The following is a 24,624-nucleotide window of genomic DNA, read 5'->3' on the forward strand; positions in this document are numbered from 1 at the left end:
CTCTAACTTTCCTGTTGCATTGCTTCGAGCTCTTCCCAGCGCTCGAAAGCAATTTCAAGCTCCTGCTCTTTCGCAGTTAACTTATCTAAAACGGGCTGTGTTTTGTCTGCTGATTGCATGAAAAACTCAGGATCGTTCACTTGCTGTTGAAGCATTTCAATATCATTCTCAAGTTGCTCTAACATTGCGGGCAACTCATCCATTTCTCGCTGCAGTTTATAAGATAACTTTTTAGGTTTTGTCTTAATTGGCGCTGTTTTGAGAGTTTCCTCAACCACTTTTTCTTTATTGCTGACATTTTCAGCAACTCGTGACTGCAAAACTTGAGCTCTTTGTTGCTGAGCATCGTGATAGCCTCCAACAAATTCTTCAATTTTGCCATCGCCTTCAAAAATCCAACTCGTTGTTACAGTATTATCAACAAATTGACGATCGTGGCTGACAAGCAGCAATGTGCCTTGGTAGTTGGCAAGCAAATCTTCTAAAAGTTCCAAAGTTTCGATATCTAAATCGTTGGTTGGTTCATCTAAAATCAATAAATTATTCGGTTTGAGGAAAATACGAGCAAGCAACAGTCTGTTTTTCTCACCACCAGATAGCGCTTTTACTGGCGTTCTCGCACGTTTAGGGGCAAACAAGAAATCTTGTAAGTAGCTTAATGCGTGCCGTGGGCGACCAGCCACCATCACTTCTTGTTTTCCGTCAGCTAAGTTGTCAATTACCGACTTCTCAGGATCGAGGATCTCACGGTACTGATCAAAATAAGCAACTTCAAGTTTGGTACCGCAATGTAATTTGCCACTCTGAGGTTGTAAATCACCCAACAGCAGTTTCAGCAGCGTACTTTTACCGCATCCGTTAGGGCCAATAAGTGCAATGCGATCACCACGCATGATATTGAAACTGAAGTTCGAGACAATGTTTTTGCCATCAATGCTATAGCTAATATCCTTCGCTTCGAAGACAATTTTTCCTGAACGCGCAGCGTCATCGATTTGCAAGTTTGCTTTGCCCTGTACCTCACGCCGATCATTACGCTCTTCTCTTAGCTTCTTGAGTGCTCTTACGCGCCCTTCGTTACGAGTACGACGCGCTTTGATGCCTTGGCGAATCCAAACTTCTTCTTGGGCCAATTTCTTATCAAACTCGGCATTTTGCATCTCTTCTACGCGCAAGGCTTCTTCCTTGGCGACAAGGTACTGATCATAATCACCAGGAAACGAGCTGAGTTTACCGCGGTCAAGATCAACAATGCGTGTCGCCATTGAGTGGATGAACGTCCGGTCATGCGATACAAAGATGATCGAGCCTCTAAAATCTTTCAAAAAGCCTTCGAGCCATTCGATGGTGGTTACATCAAGGTGGTTAGTCGGTTCATCAAGCAAAAGGACATCAGGATCACACACTAGTGCTCTTGCAAGAGCCGCTTTACGCTGCCATCCACCGGATAAATCCGTTAGTTTGGTGTGGCCATCCAGTTTCAACGCCGCCAGAACATTTTGGATACGTTCTTCAAAACGCCATGCCCCTGTATGCTCTAGCTGCTCTTGAATACGAGATAACTTATTGATATTACTTTCACTTGGATCGATAACGATGAGATCCAAAAGATCTTGATAGATCTTTAGATACTCACCAACTTCCGCTAATCCACCAGCAACATAATCAAAAACGGTGCCAGCTTCATCTCTAGGCGGATCTTGTTCTAATCGAGAAACAACAACATCTTGTTCTATCTGCATTTTTCCGTCGTCCATGATGATTTCTCTCGCAAGAACTTTCATCATAGTCGACTTGCCTGCACCGTTTCGGCCGACGAGACAAACTCGTTCATTTTCTTGTAATGCGAAATCTGCATGATCGAGTAATGGGTGGTCACCAAATGCTAATTGACCGTTATGGATGGTAATTAATGCCATTATTTTCTAACCAATGAAGTAATGTTTGTTGGTCAAAGGGCCAGCTCAGTTCGGATTCTTGGTATTTAAGAACCGGAATAGTGACCCCGTAACGAGAGAAGAGCGCATCATCAAATGCAATATCAACAAGTTGTACTTGTTCAGCAATGTTTGCCTGCTGAACAAGCTGAAATGCCATCTCACAGAGATGGCATCCTTCAGTACTGTAAAGCGTGAACAACTTCATTCCCTATTCACTGCATGCATGGGAAATCGTCCAGCAGTTATGGATCTGCTTATTGCGTTCAAAATCCAGTGGTAATGTTTGTGCTGAAATGTTTTGAGCAGCTAAACCAAGCTCAGCTAGCGCTTCTAAATCCATTTTAAAATGTCGTTTATTGTTTGAAAACACAATCGTACCTTCTGGACGTAGGATACGTTTTAAATTTTCCATCAACTTAATATGATCGCGTTGCACATCAAATGTGTGTTCCATACGTTTGGAATTTGAGAATGTCGGCGGATCGATAAATATCAAATCAAATTGTTCTTTTGCAGTCTCTAGCCATTGCACACAGTCGGCTTGTTCAAAGCGATGCTGGTGTCCAACTTGACCGTTGAGCTTTAAGTTGTCTTTAGCCCATTCTAAATAGGTTTTAGACATATCAACCGTCATGGTTGATTTTGCTCCACCGCAAGCGGCATGAACGGTTGCAGAGCCGGTGTAAGCAAATAGATTGAGGAAATCTTTACCCTTTGCCATTTGCCCTAAGCGACGACGCGTCAATTTATGATCAAGGAATAAACCCGTATCGAGATAATCATGTAAATTGACAATCAGTTTAACGCCATACTCGTTCACTTCCATTGTCTCAGAAATTTGCCCTAATTTTTGATATTGAGAGCGCCCTTTCTGTTTTTCACGAACTTTGAGTACTACTTTATTTGCTTCTGTTCCGGTGACTTGAATCGCGGCACGAATGATATCTGTTAAACGGCGTTTAGCCTTTTCTTCTGGAATATCTTTAGGTGCGGCGTATTCTTGGATCACTAGGTGGTCGAGATAAACATCGATCGCAACATTGTATTCAGGCAAATCAGCGTCATAAATACGATAGCAATCGAGTGATTCACGTTTCGCCCACTTACCAATTTTCGCAATATTTTTCTTTAAACGATTCGAAAAATCAGGAGCAATCACCGATTCTTGAGAAATAGACGCTCCCAGCTCTACCGTGCGCAATGAAATTGAGTAGTTCTTTTGGTGACAAGGTAACGCACCGTTATTTAACTTAAACTGCTTTTCAGCGCGCATACGCAAACAACTGAGTAATTCGTCAGAGCTTGAGAAAATCGACGCTTGGCAACCGCCAAATTCAGCCTTTAATTGCCCACCAAATGCCGTGTATAAAGCAATCAAACCAGGATGTGTACCTAAACGTTCACCATAGGGTGGATTACAGATAACTACACCATCCTCAAACCCTTCAGGACGTTTGATCAGTGCCGCATCACCTAGCTGGAAGGTAATCAGTTCTTCAACCCCTGCGCGGCGAGCGTTATCTTTCGCGGTTTGCAGCACTCGTGCATCGTTATCAAAACCAAAGAACTTACAGTCAACTTTCTTGACACCACGTCTTGCTTGAACATTGGCCTCTGATTTTATTTGCGCCCATAGTTCTGCATCAAAATCCTCTAAAGCTTCGAAACTCCACTTTGGACGCTTGAGACTAGGGGCCATACCAGCAGCCATCATGGCCGCCTCAATGAGCAAAGTGCCAGAACCACACATTGGGTCGAGCAGTGGCTTCGTTTCACTCCATCCACTACGCAAAATAATAGCCGCTGCTAATGTTTCACGAAGTGGTGCTCGCCCCGCTTCGGTACGGTAACCGCGCTGATGTAAACCACCGCCCACCATATCAATCCCTAAAATGGCTTTATCTTTATGCAAGCGTACATGGACACGAAGATCTGCATGATCTTTATCGATCGAAGGGCGCGGTAAGTTCTTTTTGGTGAAACAGTCGACAACCGCATCCTTTACTTTCATCGCGCCGTACTGACTGTTGCGGATTTCGTTATTTGTGCCGTTGAAGTCGACAACAAACTTTTTCGAACTATGAAAATGATTAACCCAGTTCACTGAACTTGCTGACAAGTAAAGATCCATATCATTTTGGCAGGTAAATTCAGAGAGGACGCGAACAAATCTTGATGCTAGACGGCTCCACAAACAACAGCGATAAATCTGCTCTTTCGACGCTTTAAATTTTACCCCGGCCTGCACGGGTTTTGCGTCCGTAATCCCTAATTTGGTTAGTTCTTCAACTAATAGGTTCTCAAGACCGTTTGAGGTAACCGCTAGATATTGATTCATACTGCTCTTTTACTGATAAAAATGACCACGCATTATACCTGACAATACCACGCTTGAGTAAAACAAAGTGCCTCTTTCACCTTCTCAACCATTCAATTGCTTAACTACTCGCCAATTTTACAAATAGACAAGCTTCGAGCATTGCAAAAACATCTCACTAGATATAGCAAGGCCTACGGGATAAGTGAGTATTTATTCACTGCATAATTGGACTATACCAGAATGATTTTTGTAGTGTAAATTAATTACAAATGAGCTAAAAATGGGAATATGTCGGCCATTTCTAGCAATGTAGACACTGTTTATAACGTCACTTTTGAAGAAAAAAACATCAGAATCCTGAACAAATCTCACATTTAAGATCGAATTCAGACGGATAGGATTGAGTTGGGGAAAAGCTCTAGGCAAAAAAAATCGGCTATTAAGCCGATGGGAAATGAAACAAAGGAACGAAACGTTGTGCTATTAGGGAAAAGTTAACTCACAAGAGCAACGTGCTCTTCGAGCAAAATATGATTGGCGCAAGCCATACGGTCATGCATAACCTTAATGACCTGTCCGAATTCCAGCTGTTTGGAACCATTCAGTATGAACGCATCCAAATCGACTAAGGCGCAAAGACTAGCGCAGTCCCCTACCTCAAGTACGATGAAATAACCTTGGCTGTAGCCGTTGACCAACCGAACAATGTCACCTTCACTCGGTTCAAAACCGTAGCCTTGATGATCAAAAAACCAACTTTTAGGCTGGACAGGTTTATGAAAACGCTTAGCGGCAACACAATAGAGTGCTAATTCGGCTTGTCTTGGCTCACTTAAACCTAAATAGGCAATTTGCTCTTTGTAGGTTTGGAAAGCACTCGCATCATCGACTGAAAAATGATTCTCAGCAAAAGCACAATCGACGAGCAGATTACGGTAAAGATTGGTCTTAAAAACCATCTCATCACCAAGGTACAACATCAGGCAGCTTTCGCTATCTGAATAGTACCAACTCCATTTGTCACTTGGTTTAAGCATCGTTCCACTCTCTAATTTTAATGAATTATCAAACTATTAGGTAAAACGCTTAATTACCTTTGCCAGCTAGTGAATGTAATTTTAAGAACAGAAATATAAAAAAAAAGAGGAAATGAATAACTCATTCCCTCTTACTTTGACCCAGTCACTTTTTATTTTTCTGAGTAAATACCTTTAAATCGCACTTATTTACAGGTTCTTGACAATATCTCTCACTAAACCTGGGCCGTGATAAATGAATCCTGAATAGACTTGTACTAGTTTCGCGCCCGCCAACATTTTTTCTTTTGCAGCGATACAAGAATCAATACCACCCACTCCAATAATGGGCAGCTTATCACCCAACTCTTGGTACAAGCACTTAATCACTTCAGTACTTCTTGATTGAACAGGACGGCCACTTAACCCACCCGCTTCATTCGCGAATTTCATACCTTCCACCAGCGACCGATCCAATGTGGTATTAGTCGCGATAACGCCATCAATATTATGCTTGAGTAACGATTGGCAAATTTGTTTAAGTTCGTCATCAGAAAGATCGGGAGCGATCTTTAATGTTAGCGGAACGTATTTATTATGCAGCTTAGCCAATTCAGATTGCTTCGCTTTCAGTACGGCAAGCAAATCATCCAATGCTTCACCATATTGTAACGTTCGTAACCCAGGAGTGTTGGGGGATGAAATGTTCACTGCTATGTAACCAGCATATGGGTAGACTTTCTCCATACAAATAAGATAGTCATCTGCCCCATTTTCAATCGGTGTATCTTTATTCTTTCCAATGTTGATACCGATAATGCCGTCATATTTAGCTTTCTTAACGTTCTCAACCAGGTTGTCGACACCTAAGTTGTTAAAGCCCATTCGATTGATAATACCTTCCGCTTGGATCAAACGGAATAAACGCGGTTTATCGTTACCAGATTGAGGACGTGGAGTCACGGTACCAACTTCGACAAAACCAAACCCCATTGCACCAAAAGCTTCTATGCATTCCCCATTTTTATCTAGGCCAGCGGCCAAACCTACAGGGTTTTTAAAAGTTAAACCCATGCATTCGACTGGGCGATTGGGTAAGTGTTGACGATAGAAGAGATCAAGAGGAGTGCCTGTGAAACGTTTAAAGTTTTCAATGGCGAGATCATGTGCCTTTTCGGCATCAAGTTGAAAAAAGCCAGTCCTGGCTAAGCGGTAGAGCATTGTGCCTCCGAAATAAAAAGCCCCGTATAAACGGGGCGTTATTATTTACTCATTTGCCGCACAATTCAAATTTAAAAGTACTAATTCTCTTAATGCTACTGAGAATTTTGCAAATTCATGTACTGCACCAACTTTAAATTCGTTGAGGATACTCTCCCAGCGCATTAAGGACACTTCATTACTAGCAATCCATTCATCCAGTGCTTTCATTACATCGAGTTCTTCTGGTGCACAAGTACAATTCAATACTTGCGCAGTGAGTTGACGCTGCTGCCAGTCTAAATCTTCACGGAACGCAGCGCGAGCTAGTGCTTGCCAGTTGTTATCCACCGCTTGACCGTTAATCTGTTTTAAGAACCAGTGCAGTGATAAACGATCACCTAAGTTAAAGTAAAGCTTAGCTGTCTGAGCAACAGTCTTACCTTTATCACGTGCTACTGTGGATATATCCAGTGCTGAGTACAGGCTTGATAAACGAGCAACGTAATTCGCCAGTTCTGAGTTAATGCCTTTATCAATCCAGACTTGAGCCATGGCATTATGCTCTGCAACCTCTTCAGCAACGAGCATATTATCTAGTTCAGCGGAAACGGCATTGACGTCAGTTTGATAAAGCGCAATCAAATCTTTGACCGATTGTTTGCCTGAACGATTACGCAGCAACCAACGAGATAAGCGGCGTAAGGTTCGGCGTACTAAGAAAATCACATCGTACTGTGCATCGGCTTCTGCTTTATTGTCGAGTAAACGAACCTGCTCAAGAACACGGCCTAAACCATAGATTTCTCTTGCCGCAGTGTAAGCATTGGCAATATCGACAACATTCGCACCAGTCTCTTCTTGAAGACGGGTCACGAAATTACATCCCATTTCGTTCACCATCTGATTGGCCAGAGCCGTAGCAATGATCTCTGCACGAAGTGGGTGTTGTTGCATGTGCTGAGAATAGTTACGACGTAACTCCGTAGGGAAATAGTTGATCAACTGCTGCGAATGGAATTCATCGTGTGAAATCTCTTCACAAGCCAATTCCTCTTTCAACACCATTTTGCCGTATGCCACTAATACCGATAGCTCCGGACGGGTTAATGCAAATCCCTGCTTCTCACGCTCAAGCAAAGTTTCATCATCTGGAATGTATTCCAATGCTCGGTCAAGGTGCCCTGCTTTTTCCATAGCATGGATGAAACGAATCTGCTCTTTAACTAACGATACACCCTGTTGCTCAGTGACAGAAATAGCTTCAGATTGAGCGTAAGCATCTTCAATAACGATGCCTCCTACTTCGTCTTCCATCGACTCTAAGATCTGATTACGTTGTTTGACGGTAAGATCACCATTCGCCACCAAGCCATTCAAGAAGATCTTAATATTAACTTCATTATCCGAGCAATCGACGCCGCCAACGTTATCAACAAAGTCGGTATTAACACGACCACCAGTTAATGCATACTCAACACGTCCAAGTTGAGTCATACCTAAGTTACCGCCTTCACCGATCACTTTTGTGCGAAGATCGCGTCCATCAATTCTTAGAGCATCGTTAGCACGGTCACCTACATCAGAATGGCTCTCTTTCGATGATTTAACATAGGTGCCGATGCCGCCGTTCCACAGAAGATCCACTTCCATTTTCAAGATCATTTTAATCAGCTCATTAGGCGCAACAGAAGCCTTCTTAGTGCCGATCATTTTTTGAATTTCAGGCGTTAAAGTGATCGATTTCGCTTTGCGAGAGAAGATGCCACCACCTTTTGAGATCAACTTTGCGTTGTAATCTTCCCAGCTAGATCGTGGCGTGTTGAATAAGCGATTGCGCTCTTCCCAACTTTTTGCTGAATTTGGTGTTGGATCGATGAAAATATGCAAATGGTTAAACGCTGCTTGCAAACAGATGTGTTTAGACAGCAGCATACCATTACCGAACACATCTCCAGCCATATCGCCGATGCCAATCGCTGTGAAATCTGTGGTTTGGCAGTTAATACCCATTTCACGGAAGTGGCGCTTGACTGACTCCCATCCCCCTTTTGCTGTAATCCCCATGGCTTTATGGTCGTAACCATTTGAACCACCAGAAGCAAAAGCGTCACCTAGCCAGAAATTGTATTCTGCTGACACTGAGTTAGCCAAATCGGAAAATGTTGCTGTCCCTTTATCCGCGGCTACAACTAAGTAAGGGTCATCTTCATCATGACGAACGACATTTTTAGGTGGAACGACTTCGCCTTCAATAATATTGTCGGAAACATCGAGTAAGGCACGAATAAAACGTTTATAGCAGCGTTGCCCTTCGGCAAAGATCTCATCACGCGTGGTAAACATGTGCTGTTTCTTACACACAAAACCACCTTTTGCTCCCACAGGAACAATAACGGTATTTTTTACCTGTTGCGCTTTCACTAGCCCTAGAATCTCGGTACGGAAATCTTCTTGGCGATCAGACCAACGTAATCCGCCACGTGCTACTTTACCACCACGTAAATGAACACCTTCAATATCAGGCGCATAAACGAAGATTTCGAAAGCCGGCACAGGAGCTGGAATTTCAGAAATCTCTTTCGGTTTCATTTTTAAAGAAAGCCAAGGTTTGATCTGATTGTTTTCATCCAGCTGGAAGTAGTTAGTACGGATCGTTGCACTGATCATCTCCATATAACGGCGAATAATACGATCATCATCCAAGCTATCAACACGATCTAACTCTTCAGTAATAGCGTTGATAAGATCCGTTTGCCCTTTTTGAGCCCCTTTGTGTTTAGGATCAAACCGCTTTAAGAATAGTTCCACCAGCCCTTTTGCTACATCTGGATAATGGCTGAGTGTATCTTCAATATATTGTTGACTGAATGGGAAACCCACTTGGCGCATGTAACGCGCATAAGCACGAAGAATCGAGACTTCGCGCCCAGTTAATGAAGCACCGAGTACTAGTCGGTTGAAGCCATCACTCTCTAATTCACCAGCCCAAATAGCCGCAAATGCTTGTTGAAAACGATCTCTCGCTTCTCGAAGATCGACACTCTTATCGCTCTTATGCAGCATTGAGAAATCTAGGATCCAATACGTTTGTCCATTTAACTTGCGTACTTCATAAGGTGACTCTCCGATCACCCTCAGCCCTAAGTTTTCCAACATCGGCATCACATCAGAAAGATGGATTGGCTCGTCACGGTGATAGAGTTTTAAGCGCACCGCTTTTGAATCGGCCGCTTCTTCTTGTGGGCGATAGAACAACATGCCGAGTTTGTGCTCTTCATCTAAGGCTTCCAATCGCTGGATATCATCCACCGCAGAACCCGGCATCATGTCTTCTTTGTAAGAACGAGGGAATGCGCGCATGTATTCTTTCGATAATGGCAGTCCTTTACTCTCTCCAAAGTTTGCTACGATCGCATCTGATAAACGATCATCCCAAGTTGATGATGCTTCCATTAAATTCTGCTCTACCGTTTTTACATCGACATCCATATTGTTATTATCAACACGTACGATGTAGTGTGTTCTTGCCAATGGGCTTTCTGAAAAATAAGTGGTGAACTCAACATCTTGCTCACAACCAAAGTACTGCTTGAAAATTCGTTGCGTTTGGCGGCGAAGCTCGGTGTTATAGCGCTCTTTGGTCACATAGACCATGCAGCTGAAGAAACGACCAAAGGGGTCTTTACGAACAAACAGACGCAGCAAATCCCTATCTTGCATTTGCACTACGCCCATCCCAACTTCTAACATCTCTTCTTCACGTGCTTGCAGTAACTCATCACGAGGATAGTTTTCTAGAATATTGTGCAGCGCTTTATAGGAATACGAGCCTGCACGATAACCGCTGGCTTTTAGGATACGTTCTACTTTTTCGCGGATCAGCGGAATAGTTTCGACACTTTGGTTATACACCGCCGAGGTATATAGACCAGTGAAACGATGTTCACCGATCACTTTACCTGCTTTGTCGAACTTTTTAACGCCGATATAATCGGTATAAGCTGGGCGGTGGATACGTGATTGGGTATTGCCTTTAGTGACAATCAATAAAAAAGGCTTTTTGGCTTCAAGGCGCGCGGAATCAGGAAAGTCAGATAATTTTACGCTGCGCACACGTTTTGAATCAGAAAATAAACCCAACCCTTTTTCTGCTGTTGGTCTCAGTTCAGTATCGCCTTCGACCGTCACGAGGTCATATTCTTTGTATCCCATGAAAGTGAAATTATGATTTCCCATCCACTTTAAGAATTTGATGGTTTCTTCATAACGATCACTTTCTACAGGAATGAACTCTTTTTGTGTCTCCAATTGCGCAATCACTTGCACCAGTTTTTCTGACATTGGTTGCCAGTCTTGCACCACTAAAGCTGTATCGCTCAGAATACTAAGCAACTCATTTTTCAACTGTGTCATCGCTTCTTTGCTGCTAAGGCGGTCGACTTCAATATGAAAAAGAGATTGCAGAACACCCTCACCTTGATTTACCGAAGTAATAACACCGTTATCGGTGCGCGAGATTTGCGTTGGACCATTGAGCATGAGGTGTGACGATAAATCCAAACGGCTGAGCGCCATTTTAATGGAGTCCACAAGAAACGGACTATCAGGGATTACTATTTCAACAATCGTGTGCGTTGACTGCCAACCTTGGCGGCTTACTGTCGGGTTAAATACCCGTACTGAACGCTCCTCTGGGTTTTTCTCGTTAATATGGTGCCATAGGCTAACTATCGCACCATATAAGTCAGATTCATTACGTTCAGTCAGATCATCTTTCGAAATGTTACTAAATAGATGTTGAGCAAGTTGGGTCACGAGCGGTTGATGAGCAAGATCGAGTTTGTCTTGAATCAGTTTGTACACTTTTTCAAGCAGAACTGGCACTAAAGTTTCACGCGCAGTCATAGTAGACTCCAAGATTATTATTTTTGTAGGGTATGCGGTAAGCATAGCGCTTACCATTGGTAATGCTTGCTTTATTGTAAAAGCTTTATTGACAAATAGTTAACAGTTTTAGGGCAGGTCTGAGGTGAAATGTTTGAGAATGTGATTAAGATTCCTATTTAAATATCTAGAAAATCAGCGGCTCACAGAGTTTCTAACTTTACAAACTTGTTATTTTGGTCAGTTGTCAGCCGAAATCGACCTTTTACTCCAATTTGGCTAAGAAATGGACGAAATCGAGACGCGGGTAGCTGAAGGCGTAAACCTTGATCTGTGTAGACTTGTACAGAGCTTGCTACACCAGAATAGTGCGCTAAGTAAGTTTGATAAGAAATATTGAGAGTAAAATAGTATTGCTTCATAGCCGTTAACCAAAATAGAGCGAGGAGACCTATCTATCACCTCGCTCTTAGTAGAGTTAAGATCCTTAAGATTCGAGCGCTTTTGTTACTTTTTCAAAGAGATCCCGAGCTAAATTATCCATTGACTTCAAAGTCTCCAACTCCGATTTCATCATTGCTTGACGAGTTTCATCGTAGAGCCTGAATTTAAGTAAAGGATCAATTAAACGCGACGCAACTTGGGGGTTACTATCATTGAGTTCACGCAGTATCTGCCCTGCAAAACGGTATCCCTCACCCGATTTTGCATGGAAATTAACTGGGTTTGCGCTGAGGAATGAACCAATTAAACTGCGAGTACGATTTGGATTTTTTAAGCTAAATGCTTCATGTTTCATGGTTTGTTGAATGGTATCCAAAACACTTGGCGCGGGGTTAGTCCCTTGCAGTGCAAACCATTTATCCATCACCAATCCATCGTGTTTCCATTTATTGCTGTAATCATCCATCAGTGCTTGACGGCACATAAGCTGTGCACTATTCGCAGCGCTCATAGCGGCGATGGTGTCAGTCATGTTGTTGGCGCTGTGATACTGAGCCAGCACCAAATCATTGCCTTGGTCGGTATAAGCTAAATAAGCAAGGCAAGTATTGCGCAATGCTCGTTCACCAATTGCACTGTGTTCAATGCTGTATGCTGTCTGTATTAAACTGTGGTAAACCGCATTGAGCTCGTCTTGCAATGCGTTAGCAAGCTGTACTTTCATCGCTTTAAGTACGGTCGCTATTGCATCAACATCCACACGTTTATACCAACCTGAAACCTCATTATGGCTAGGCAATGAGAGCATTTCCGCAATAAAAGCAGGCTCTAGAGCCTCACTCAGTAACACACCACGGAATGCATCAACTACCGATTCTGGCAAATCCGCCGCCTTACCCGACTGCACTCCAAACACATTGCTACGGATATATTTGGCTAACAACATTTGGCCTGCGTCCCAGCGAGCAAATTCGTTGCGAGCATTGACCATCAAGAAGATCAGCTCATCATCACTGTAGTCATACTCCAGTTTCACTGGTGCTGAAAATTCGCGCAACAAGGAAGGGATCGGTTTCTCTGGCACATTTTCAAACACGAAGGTCTGCTTGGCCTGTGTTACGTTCAGTACATTAGAGATTTGCTTTCCGTTACATTGTAACTCAATTACATCACCATGAGCGTTGTATAACTCAACATCAAAAGGAATATGCAGCGCTGCTTTCTCTTTTTGCTCGTGCGTTGGTTCGGTTGTTTGCTCTACGGTTAAGGCATAGGTTTTCTGTTGTGCGTCATATTCAGTGCTCACTGAAACAATCGGTGTACCAGATTGGCTATACCATAAACGGAATTGGGTAAGATCGACGCCTGAAGCATCTTCCATCGCTGCTACGAAATCTTCGCAGGTAGCGGCAGTGCCATCATGACGCTCAAAATAGAGCTTCATTCCTTTTTGGAAATTCGTTTCACCCAATAACGTATGCATCATACGAATCACTTCACTGCCCTTTTCATAGACAGTTAATGTATAGAAGTTATTCATTTCTATCACTTTATCGGGACGAATTGGGTGTGACATTGGACTGGCATCTTCAGCAAATTGTGGCCCACGAATAATGCGCACATTATTAATGCGATTCACGGCTCTCGACCCTAAATCAGATGAAAACTCTTGGTCACGGAATACCGTTAGGCCTTCTTTTAAGCTTAATTGGAACCAATCACGACAAGTGACGCGGTTACCAGTCCAGTTATGGAAATATTCGTGGCCAATCACCGCTTCAATACCTAAATAATCAGTATCGGTAGCGGTTTTTTCATTGGCTAACACAAACTTAGAGTTAAAAATGTTGAGCCCTTTATTCTCCATTGCACCCATGTTGAAAAAGTCAACGGCAACGATCATGTAGATGTCGAGATCATACTCTAAGCCGAAGCGCTCTTCGTCCCACTTCATTGCGTTGATAAGTGATGTCATCGCATGAGAAGCGCGGTCGAGGTTACCTTTATCAACAAAAATCTCGAGGGCAACATCGCGACCGGACTTGGTTTTATATTGATCACGTAATACGTCAAAATCACCCGCAACGAGAGCAAATAAGTAAGCAGGTTTCGGATGTGGATCTTGCCACTTCACCCAATGACGCCCTTCTGCGAGATCGCCATGTTCGATACGGTTACCGTTACTTAATAAAAATGGGTAATCTTTTTTGTCAGCAATCACGGTCGTTGTGTATTTTGCAAGAACGTCTGGACGATCGAGGAAGTAAGTGATGCGACGGAAACCTTCCGCTTCACACTGCGTACAGAACGCACCACCCGATTTGTATAACCCTTCTAGTGCGGTATTCGCTTCAGGGTTAATCAGTGTCACGATCTCCAATTCAAACTCTTGAGGTAATGATGAGATCGAGAGCCCGGTTTCAAGCAGCTGAAAATCTTGCCATTCGGTGCCATTCACTTTGAGCGATTTCAGCTCAAGGTTTTCACCATCCAACACCAATTGGTTACTCTCTTTTTGCTGCTTAACGTGAGAAACGGCAGTCACTGTGGTGTTGGTATCAAAGAGATCGAATATTAATTCGAGATCCGTAATGGTATGTGATGGAGATTGATAATCTTTGCGATACTTGGCTTGGGGTGTATGAGCCATGTCGTAATCCTTGTTGACGGAGTGAAATGTGACGTTTTTGATAAACATTCAGTAAGATGGCTATAGATCTAAGGCTTGTTATCATTAATAACAACCCCTCAAACCGAAAAACGAGGCATTTAAGACAAATACCCCGTTATTTCGCTGACAATTTACCCATATATCAACAGATTTCACTCATTGCCTTTCTTATGATAGAAGATTGCAAGACTACGGATTTACTCGCGCTAAAACAGCCGACATGGAACCATTCTCCACTTCTAAAGTTAACATATCGCTAACAAGCGTATAGCGGGTATCATGTTCTCCGTCTTCATAAAGGAGCACCAAATGATCACCTTCTGTGTAGTACACCCCTTTATGGATCGATTCGTTACCATTAACACCACTTACTCTGAACATAAATACAAAATCCGGCTGTAAAACGAGATCAAGTTGGTTAATGTCAGTTGCTATCGCATCTTCACCAAATATCCGTTTGCTAGACCACACCCCTGCCAACGCATTTGGTAAAGCTTTAGTGAAGATAATGCCGTTTAAGTTGAGCATGTTGTGGTTCACTTGGTATTGATAAACTTGAGGTTGCGATGAATTAAGCCCCAAAATCAAGCTGTTATCGCTGGCGTCAAATTCACCTTCCCAGTGCTCCACATTATAATTTTTCTTTTGAATATCGATCTTGAAACGATAATTCGATTCCAAGGTCAGTTTAATAGAACGAAAATCATCGGAAGAAGTGTCAGGATTGGGGTTAAGTAGGTACCAATCACCAAGTAAAAAAGGGAGATCAAACTGAGTTAAGTCTTGATGAGTCTGCGTACCACTACTTTGACTTTGTGCCGCACTGGTGCTGATAAGAACAATGCAGGTAAAAATGATGCTTATCCATTTCATAACACGCTCCTCGCTTTTTTCTTAAGCTTAGAACCGGTTGTACGATAAAGCGAAATGTTTGATCTGTATCACGTTATTTATTTGGTTTAAATAAGATCAAAAAAGCGAGCACTAAGGCTCGCTTTTCATTGCTACTGGTTGCTAATTTAGCATATCAACAGTGATCGCCACTGCTTCTTCTAAATAAACATCTGGAGTTTCATAATCTTTAGGCACATCTTGCAAGGTTTTATAGGGCTTCAAACCATTGGCGGCTTGTCGCATGTTAATCCGCGCCAAACGCAATTCATCTGCCTTGTCACTCTCTTGCTTACGCACAGATTCATTGAGAGAAATTGTGTTGTCATCTTTCTCCGCTTTATACTTTGCAATATCCTCGTTAATGAAGCCGAACTCCATATCGTTGGCAATACGAGCTTGATGCTGTGCAGATAACTTAGCAATCAGTTTTTCATTAGCTTGTAACTTGTCGTATTTAGCTCGCTCAATTTGATCCCAAGGAAGCGCATTAGGTTCAACGCTCTCACCGGTATCTTTTGCTTCAATCGCAGTGGGTAACGCAATATCAGGCACCACACCTTTATTCTGCGTACTACCACCATCAATACGATAAAATTTCTGAATCGTATATTGAACGTAGCCTAATTCTTTATCAAACAAGTCGTAGATATGATTCAACGAGCGATGCTGTTGAACCGTTCCCTTACCGAATGAGTTTTCGCCAACAATGATCGCTCGTCCATAATCTTGCATTGCCGCTGCAAAAATTTCTGAGGCTGATGCGCTGTAGCGATTCACCAATACCGTCATAGGACCCTGATAACTGATTTTTCCATCCGTGTCACTATTAACGTTTACTCGTCCATAGCTATCGCGAACTTGCACAACCGGGCCGCTTTCAATAAATAAGCCGGATAATGCCGTCGCTTCCGTTAATGCACCCCCACCGTTATTACGCAAATCGACGATCACGCCATCCACTTTTTTCTGCTTCAGTTCAGTCAGCAATTTGTCCGTGTCTTGCGCTAAACCGACATAGAAGCTAGGGACTTCAAGCACGCCGATTTTCTTGCCATTTTTCTCGATGATTTTTGATTTAACCGCTCGATCTTCTAAACGAATTTTGTCTCGAACAATAGTGACAACGTGACTTTTAGCGTCTTTACCTTCCGGCAAAACTTGCAACTTCACCTTAGTGCCTTTCGGGCCTTTGATCAGTTGTACGACATCATCTAAACGCCAGCCGATAACATCAACCATCTCTTTGCCATCTTGGCCCACACCAATAATACGATCGCCTTCACCCAACTGCTTGCTATTTGAGGCAGGACCACCCGCAACTAACGAACGAATGATGGTGTAGTCGTCGGTCATTTGCAGTACAGCACCAATCCCTTCCAATGAAAGATTCATTTCTGATTGGAACTGCTCGGCATTACGTGGAGAGAGATAACTAGTATGCGGATCAACTTCACGCGCGAAAGCATTCATATAAAGCTGAAATACATCTTCGCTGTGGGTCTGAGACAGACGTTTGATCGCGTTATTATAACGCTTGCCTAGCGTTTCTTTAATTTCCGGCCACTCTTTACCCGTAAGCTTTAAGTTCAGTGCATCATATTTGACACGTTGCTGCCATAACTTATCGAGCTCGGTTTTATCTTTCGGCCAAGCTGCTTTTGAGCGATCAAGTTCCATCGATTCATCGGCTTCAAATGTAATTTCTTTGTCGAGCAGAGAAAGCGCATATTGAAAACGCTCAAAGCGCTTTTGCATTGATAAGTTATAAACATCAAATGCAATTTGGTTATTGCCAGCCTTGAGTTGATCATCAAGTTGTGTCGACCACGTATGAAAGGAATCAATATCGCTCTGAGTAAAGATATTGCGGTTGTAGTCGAGCAGTTCGAGATAACGATTGAAGATAGCTTGCGAGAAATCGTCATTCAAGTTGAAGTGTTTGTAATGAGAACGAGTAAAACGGGAAGTCACACGCTTACTCGCCGTTTCATGCTGCATTTCTGGGGCAAGAAGAGGTAAATCTTCTTTGCTAAGAGTGGCTTCTAAGGCCTGAACGGATGACGCTGCTAGCCATAGGCCAGCAGCGATCAACGTTAATTTTGAACGGCATTTCATGCGTAGGAATTTCTCCTTTATGCGCGCAAGTGCTCCGCTTTCACAACCATTTGTAGGCCGTTGACAAGTTGAACGCGCACATCTTCCTTATTAACTTCAACAATGGTCGCAGCCATGTTTCCTTTACCCATGTTTACGTTCACTTGTTTGCCAGTGATCATTTCATCAGCATTTAAAGCGCGCGTCTCGACAGGTTTTTCAGCTTTTGGCGCTTTCGCTTGAGGACGACGAGCTTGTGCTTGAGGCTTTTTCGCTTTTGGCTGCTTCGCTTTTGCCTCTTCGCGTGCTTTTTGTCCTTGCTCTTTACGACGAGCCTGTACTCGAGCTTTACTTTCTGCCAGTGCGGCTTGTGCGTGCTCTACATGTTCTTCTTCTAACTCTCCACATGGGTTGCCATCAAGGTCAACACGAGTTGCACCTAGTTTAACACCATGTAGATAACGCCATGACGACGTGTATTGTCTTAACGCAGCACGCAGCTGTGTTTTACTTACTTTTGAGTCTTCGTTTAGGCGTTCTGCAAGATCTTGAAAAATACCAATTTTCAAAGGCTTTGCTTCACCTTCTAAAGTAAAGCACTTAGGGAAACATTCAGCAATGTACGCAATAACTTCTTTGCTGTTTTTTAACTTTTCAGTGTTTTCCATGAGGATTCCTGGTTTATGCGGTCTTTCCGCGAGGCATTAAGATAAATATGTTCGGTATTATAGTGACCTAAATGCGAAAAACCACAGGCAATGACCAATTTATGCCTTGTTAGCGTGTGAATTGAGCAGCTTTTCTATCTCAATCATTAATTCTGCCATCCCTTTCTCATCAATTTCAGAAAAACGGCCAATTGTTGGGCTATCAATATCCAATACTCCCACCACTTGACCATTGATAGAAAATGGCACCACCAACTCAGAATTACTCGCAGCATCGCAAGCAATGTGACCAGCAAACTCATGGACATCATAAACACGTTGTATACGGTTAGTCGCCGCCGCTGTACCACACACACCTTTTCCTAAGGGGATGCGTACACAAGCTGGTTTTCCTTGAAAGGGACCGAGAACCAGTTGCTCTTCTTTTATTAGGTAAAAACCCACCCAGTTAAGATCTTCAAGCTCCATGTTAAATAAGGCGCTCAAATTGGCAAGATTAGCGATTAAATCCGTTTCAGATTCAACCAGTGCCACCGCCTGCTTGGTAAGACGGCGGTATTCTTCTATGTTCATATAAACTCAACGACCTTTTGAAAACGGAAGACATCTATTTTTGAACAGCGTACAATTTCTCACACGATAAATAGGATGCATTCTCATCATAATGACTAATTCCAATGACACTATTAGCCGCTCTTGGGTAATAAAACAAGTAAAAAAACATCGACCTACACTTCTATTTGCCAATGCGATCGCGGTTATTGCAACGCTGGTTAGTGTCCCTATTCCACTATTAATGCCATTAATGGTCGACGAAGTTCTGCTGAATAAACCCGCTTCTGGTTTGGCGATGATGAATACTATTCTACCGACGTCGATGCAAAACCCAACAGGCTATATTGCGCTCACGTTATTACTAGTGGTCTTGATGCGTAGCGTCAGCCAAGCGCTCAACATACTTCAAAGCCGTCAATTTACTTTGGTGTCCAAAACCATCACTTACCAAATGCGCTGCAAAATGATTGATAAATTAGGACGGATCAGTATCAGGCAGTACGAAACCAAAGGCAGTGGTGGTATTAATGCTCACTTAATCACCGACATCGAAACCATTGATCAATTCATAGGTAGCACACTCAGTAAATTTATCATCAGCCTACTGACCGTGTTAGGCACAGCGGGTGTTCTACTCTGGCTTGAGTGGCGTTTAGGGCTGTTTATTTTATTGGTCAACCCGATTGTAATTTACTTTTCACGTAAACTCGGAAGCAAAGTCAAACATCTGAAAAAGCGAGAAAACCAAGCGTATGAACGCTTTCAAAATCGGCTAGTCGAAACATTAGATGGCATTTATCAATTGCGTGCCGCTAATAAAGAGCGAGAGTTTCTCAATGAACTCAAACAGCAAGCCAACCAAGTCCGAGAGAATGCAGACAAATATGCATGGCAATCAGAGGCTGCAGGGCGCGTCTCATTTCTCCTGTTTTTACTTGGTTTTGAGCTATTTAGAGCGGTCGCGATGCTGATGGTGGTCTTTAGCGACTTGACCATAGGGCAAATTTTCGCCGTTTTCGGTTATTTGTGGTTTATGTTAGGCCCAGTGCAAGAGCTGCTGAGTATTCAATTTTCTTGGTACAGTGCAAAGGCGGCCTTCCATCGCATTAATGATCTGCTTGCACTGGAGGAAGAGCCTCGCCCTATTTGCAAAATTAACCCATTCACGGATAACCGCCAGGTCGATGTTGAGGTTTCTCACGTTAATTTTGCCTACGATAGTGAAAAGAGTGTGCTCAACGATCTCTCGCTCACGATTCCGGCGGGTAAAAAAGTTGCGTTGGTTGGCGCAAGTGGTGGTGGGAAATCCACGTTGATCCAACTGTTAATTGGTGTGTATCAACCCAATTCCGGGCAGATCCGTTTTAATGGTGCGACCACTGAAGAGATAAGTTTTGATATTATTCGCGATAACATTGCCGTGGTATTACAACAACCTATACTATTCAACGACACCTTAAGGCATAATTTGACCCTCGGCGGTCAATATGCAGAAGAGGAATTATGGCAAGCGCTGCATATTGCACAACTGGATGATGTGACTGCGAATCTCAGTGACGGTTTAGAAACGCTAGTTGGCCGAAATGGTATTCGCTTGTCGGGCGGACAACGTCAACGTTTAGCCATCGCTCGGATGGTACTGAGCAATCCTAAATTTGTTATTTTGGATGAAGCAACATCCGCGTTAGATACGGTAACTGAAGCGGCATTGCACAATGCTCTGACTGGATTTTTGAAAGGTCGAACTACTTTAATTGTTGCGCACCGCCTTTCGGCAGTGAAACAAGCCGATATAATTTACGTGCTGGAAGATGGTCAAGTTAGCCAAATGGGTACGCATCGAGAATTAGTCGAGCAAGATGGGTTATATCAGACCCTTTATGGAAATCTCCAATCGTACGTTTAGTGATTGGGTAACAATAAATTAGGATGATTGTTTGTCTCAACATTCAGCGCTTATTCAACATCCACAATCACCTAACGGCGTGAGGTTGTGTCACGGCTGTGAATTGGCCGTTGATCTCGTCGAGGTTGAGCATGGAAAAAGTGCCTATTGTCCACGCTGCGGTACCCAACTGTACCGCGGTGGATCTCCCTCTTTATCTGGGGATTTAGCCGTCGCCATCACTTGCTTGTTACTGTTTATCCCCTCTCATTTTTTTGAATTCATCAGTATTCGCTTGGTTGGGGTGATGATCCCCGCCACCTTGCCATCCGGTGTCTTTGCGCTGGCTGAAGAGGGCTTTGGAGCGCTCGCTTTATTGGTGCTATTTTGCAGCTCTATTGCGCCACTTTTAGTGTGTGGTTCCGTAGTGACCGCTCATATCGCCTTGCGTTATCGATGGTTTCATCTACTGCGTGGCTCACTGATCATTATTCAGCGATTAAAAGCATGGGTAATGCTCGATGTTTTTTTAGTCAGCGTGGCGGTATCTTGTTTTAAACTTCAAGATTATTCCGACATTTTTATCGGTGTGGGGCTGTATGGTTTAGTCTTACTGCAACTGGCAACCGTATTGTTAGCGACTCGAGTTAGCGTAAGGCGCTATTGGCAAGCGTGGCAGCCAGAGAATCAATATGCCTTCGAGCGTAAAGAGGTGCATTGCCACCATTGCCATCTTTCACAACCAGAAAATACGCACTGCGTGCGTTGCGCGCAAAAATTATATCACCGGAAACCCAACTCGATACAACGAACTTGGGCCTATTTAATTGCAGCAAGTGTCGCTATTTTCCCCGCGAACCTGATTCCAATATCGATTTTAATTACCAACGGACAGCGATTAGAAGACACCATTTTCTCTGGTGTTGCGTCACTGATTAATAGTGGTATGGTCGGAATTGCAATCATCATTTTTGTGGCCAGTATAATCGTGCCTATTGTAAAAATATTCGGCCTGACCTATCTATTACTGGCGATTAAATTTAAGCGAACGGTTTACCACCGTCAGAGAATGAACATTTATTTCGCGATTAAATGGATCGGCAAATGGTCGGTAATGGATCTGTTTGTCATCTCAATTATGTTGACACTGGTTGATCGCGGTCAAATTCTCGACTTCACTCCCGGTTATGGAGCCGTTGCCTTTGGCTTGGTGGTTGTACTCACCATGCTCGCCACGGAAAGTATGGACCCAAGACTCATCTGGGATAATTACCCAGAAATCGCAGACCAAAACGAGCCTTCACATGAGTAAACAAATTTCAAGCCAGCCCTCATACACTCCCGATGTTAAGCGAAACAGGGGCATCTCACCTTTGTGGATACTGCCCATACTCACCATGGCGCTCGCAGGTTGGTTAGTCGTTAAAGCCATTCACGATGCTGGCGAACGAATCCAGATCTATTTTTCGGACGCACAAGGCTTAGTCGCAGGGCGAACAACAATTCGCTACCAAGGGCTCGAAGTCGGCATGGTAAGAGATATTAAACTGTCCGAAGGATTAGAAAACATCTATGTGGAAGCCGATATTTATCCAGAAGCTACTCAGTTACTCAATGACAATACCCGATTTTGGTTAGTGAAGCCAACGGCCAGTTTATCTGGCGTTTCAGGTTTAGATGCATTGGTTTCAGGAAACTATATTGCGATTCAACCGGGTAACGAAAATAGTTCAGTTGAACACGATAAAGTGTTTAGTGCTTTAGATGGTGCACCTTCTGATCTACTGCCTAATCAAGGGCTTATCATTTCGCTAAAGGCTCGCGATCTCGGAGGTATTTCTGTTGGCTCACAAATCGTCTATAAAAAAATTCCGATTGGTGAAGTGTTTAACTACAAACTCGATGACGATGCAAAGTCGGTACTCATTCAAGCCTCGATAAAAGACGAGTATCGCCACATTATTACCAATGAAAGCCGTTTTTGGAATGTCAGCGGTGTTGGTGCAAGCATTGGCTTTGAAGGTGTTGACGTCCGCTTAGAAAGTTTAAGTGCATTAATCGGTGGTTCAATTGCCGTCGATTCACCGGACGGTGGGGAGCCTGTTGAACAAAATACCCAATTTAGTCTCTATCGCGATTTAAAAACCGCAGGGCGTGGTATCCCTGTGAAAATCACCCTACCCGATCAGCATAATATTAACCAAACCGGTGCCCCCATCATTTACCGAGGAATAGAAGTCGGTCAAATCACGGAATTGCAGCTCAGTAAAAGTCACCAACAGATCATCGCCTCTGCCGCTATCCAACCGGCTTTTAGCGATATGCTCAATTCGGGAAGCCGTTTTGTGTTGGAAGAGGCCAAAGTCTCACTCTCTGGAGTTGAGAACATCGGTAATTTGATCAAAGGGAATTACTTGACACTCATTCCTGGCAAGGGCGAAAAGGCCAGAAGTTTCACTGCAATTCGCCAATTTGAATTTAATCAGTCACAAGCAAAATCAATTGCTATCAAACTTACAGCGGAAAGCTCATATGGCTTAGATGTGGGCAGCCAGATTTTGTATCGAGGTATCGCGGTAGGTTCAGTAATTGACGTAAAGTTGCAGCAAGACAGTGTTGTGCTCAATACGCTGATTGATGAAGAGTACTCATCACTCATACGCTCACAGAATCGTTTTTACATTACAGGCTCGGCCACCGCGGAGCTCACCGAATCAGGCCTTAATGTTTCGATCCCTCCTGCCAAACAACTGCTCGCCGGCTCAATCAGTTTCATCAGCGAAGGCGCTGAAAATGCGAGTAATGAATACCCGCTATATCAAAGTAAATCCTTAGCTGAGCTTGCAAAATATAATCAAAGCGGCTCACAAACACTGACTCTTTTTGCCGACGAGCTTCCTCCCATCAATCAGGGCAGCCCGCTCCTATACCGTAATCTTCAAGTAGGCAGTGTTTTTGGCTTTAAGCTCACTAAAGAAGGTGTGAAAATCGAGGTCAAAATAGAGAATCAATATCGCCATCTGATTACGAATCAAACTGTTTTTTGGAACCGTTCTGGCGTCGAAATTAATGCAACACTTGCAGGCGTAAAAGTCAAAGCCGCTCCTTTAAAAACTTTAATTCAAGGAGGCATTGCATTTGATTCGTTGCAAGGTATTGATAACAAAGATCAGAATTTGTGGAAGCTCTATGACAGCTACGATCAAGCACGTAAGGCGGGCCAAGAAATCATTTTAACGGCTGACGCAGCCTTTGGCATTACGCTAGGGACATCCATCAAATATAACAATATCACTGTGGGAGAGGTTGTTTCTGTAACACCCGATTTCAAGACAAACCAAGTTACACTCCAAGCGAGAATTGAGCCTAGCTACGCATTAGGGATTGCCAGAAATGGTTCTCACTTTTGGGTAGCGAAAACTAAGATTGGCTTCAATGGTGTTGAAAATCTGCAAAACTTACTCAGTTCCAGTATTGAGGTCCAACCTGGGTTTGGCGATGTGCAGTATCAATTTGAACTAGAAAAACAGCCACAACAAGCACTCGGTATTGAATTCACCTTACAAAGTGAAACACGAGGATCAGTGACTGAAGATAGCCCGGTTCTCTACCGTGAAATGGAAGTGGGCAAAGTAACCCATGTTGCTCTAGGAGACTTTGCAGACCGCGTCATGTTTACCATTGAAATCCAAAAAGAGTTCGCTTATCTGGTTCGCAGCAATAGCGTATTTTGGAACACTTCTGGCGTCGATGTATCCATCGGTTTATCTGGTGCAAATATAAAAGCAGGCACGTTAGATAGCATCATGAAAGGCGGAATTACATTTGCCACTCCAGAACAAAAACAGCTACAACCTATCGCTAAACAAGGCCAAGCATTTTACTTATATCCTGAAGCCAAACCAGAATGGCGCCAATGGCGAACAGCCATACCAAAACCTTAAAGGGTTAACCTTAATTCTTATAAAATGCAGCTGATCGGCTGCATTTTTTATTATTTTGATATCATCACGATTCTTATATAATCCGGACTCAACTCCCAGACGAGAT

The 24,624-nt window shown here is 43.2% G+C and carries 15 protein-coding genes; 3 read left to right on the plus strand and 12 right to left on the minus strand.

Annotation, left to right across the window (positions count from 1 at the left end; genetic code table 11):
• Positions 1–2: 2 nt before the first annotated feature.
• The 12 genes from NB504_RS16945 to NB504_RS17000 form a co-directional block, all read right to left on the minus strand.
• On the minus strand, positions 3–1,919 hold the full coding sequence (locus tag NB504_RS16945) for an ABC transporter ATP-binding protein (RefSeq protein WP_017041963.1): 1,917 nt from the start codon (positions 1,917–1,919) through the stop codon (positions 3–5).
• On the minus strand, positions 1,897–2,145 hold the full coding sequence (locus NB504_RS16950) for a glutaredoxin family protein (protein WP_013856908.1): 249 nt from the start codon (positions 2,143–2,145) through the stop codon (positions 1,897–1,899). Before NB504_RS16950 ends, NB504_RS16945 begins: the two co-directional genes overlap by 23 nt.
• A gap of 3 nt (positions 2,146–2,148) precedes the next feature.
• Complete coding sequence (gene rlmKL / locus NB504_RS16955; protein ID WP_047689471.1) at positions 2,149–4,278, minus strand: bifunctional 23S rRNA (guanine(2069)-N(7))-methyltransferase RlmK/23S rRNA (guanine(2445)-N(2))-methyltransferase RlmL; 2,130 nt, start codon at positions 4,276–4,278, stop codon at positions 2,149–2,151.
• 476 nt (positions 4,279–4,754) lie between these two features.
• Complete coding sequence (locus tag NB504_RS16960) at positions 4,755–5,297, minus strand: cell division protein ZapC (RefSeq protein ID WP_010320557.1); 543 nt, start codon at positions 5,295–5,297, stop codon at positions 4,755–4,757.
• Between the two features lie 189 nt (positions 5,298–5,486).
• Positions 5,487–6,497, minus strand: coding sequence for a quinone-dependent dihydroorotate dehydrogenase (gene pyrD, locus NB504_RS16965; RefSeq protein ID WP_013856910.1), 1,011 nt, complete (start codon positions 6,495–6,497; stop codon positions 5,487–5,489).
• 45 nt (positions 6,498–6,542) lie between these two features.
• Positions 6,543–11,384 (minus strand): NAD-glutamate dehydrogenase, encoded by a 4,842-nt coding sequence (locus NB504_RS16970; RefSeq protein WP_017044697.1) that lies wholly within the window; start codon positions 11,382–11,384, stop codon positions 6,543–6,545.
• Positions 11,385–11,566: 182 nt separating this feature from the next.
• Positions 11,567–11,785 (minus strand): DUF2835 domain-containing protein, encoded by a 219-nt coding sequence (locus tag NB504_RS16975; protein WP_013856912.1) that lies wholly within the window; start codon positions 11,783–11,785, stop codon positions 11,567–11,569.
• A 65-nt stretch (positions 11,786–11,850) separates the two neighbouring features.
• Positions 11,851–14,457, minus strand: coding sequence for an aminopeptidase N (gene pepN, locus NB504_RS16980; protein WP_258429385.1), 2,607 nt, complete (start codon positions 14,455–14,457; stop codon positions 11,851–11,853).
• A gap of 210 nt (positions 14,458–14,667) precedes the next feature.
• The gene (locus NB504_RS16985) at positions 14,668–15,351 is read right to left on the minus strand and encodes a hypothetical protein (RefSeq protein WP_017041968.1); all 684 of its coding nucleotides are present in this window, start codon (positions 15,349–15,351) and stop codon (positions 14,668–14,670) included.
• A gap of 141 nt (positions 15,352–15,492) precedes the next feature.
• Positions 15,493–17,487, minus strand: coding sequence for a carboxy terminal-processing peptidase (gene prc, locus NB504_RS16990; protein ID WP_017041969.1), 1,995 nt, complete (start codon positions 17,485–17,487; stop codon positions 15,493–15,495).
• Between the two features lie 17 nt (positions 17,488–17,504).
• Positions 17,505–18,134, minus strand: coding sequence for an RNA chaperone ProQ (gene proQ, locus NB504_RS16995; protein ID WP_017044692.1), 630 nt, complete (start codon positions 18,132–18,134; stop codon positions 17,505–17,507).
• Between the two features lie 99 nt (positions 18,135–18,233).
• Positions 18,234–18,707, minus strand: a complete 474-nt coding sequence (locus NB504_RS17000) for a GAF domain-containing protein (protein ID WP_017041971.1) — start codon at positions 18,705–18,707, stop codon at positions 18,234–18,236.
• A gap of 91 nt (positions 18,708–18,798) precedes the next feature.
• Between NB504_RS17000 and NB504_RS17005 the strand changes: the two genes are divergently transcribed.
• Genes NB504_RS17005 through NB504_RS17015 form a run of 3 tightly spaced genes read left to right on the plus strand, consistent with a single transcriptional unit; the run spans position 18,799 to position 24,518 of the window.
• Positions 18,799–20,595, plus strand: a complete 1,797-nt coding sequence (locus NB504_RS17005; RefSeq protein ID WP_013856918.1) for an ABC transporter ATP-binding protein — start codon at positions 18,799–18,801, stop codon at positions 20,593–20,595.
• 31 nt (positions 20,596–20,626) lie between these two features.
• A complete protein-coding gene (locus tag NB504_RS17010; RefSeq protein ID WP_013856919.1) occupies positions 20,627–21,886 on the plus strand; it encodes a paraquat-inducible protein A in 1,260 nt (419 codons plus the stop codon).
• On the plus strand, positions 21,879–24,518 hold the full coding sequence (locus NB504_RS17015; protein WP_258429389.1) for an MlaD family protein: 2,640 nt from the start codon (positions 21,879–21,881) through the stop codon (positions 24,516–24,518). The genes NB504_RS17010 and NB504_RS17015 overlap by 8 nt, the downstream gene beginning before the upstream one ends.
• Positions 24,519–24,624: the final 106 nt, after the last annotated feature.

The sequence above is a fragment of the Vibrio sp. RM-69-4 genome (genome assembly GCF_024743775.1).
GTDB lineage: Bacteria > Pseudomonadota > Gammaproteobacteria > Enterobacterales > Vibrionaceae > Vibrio > Vibrio anguillarum.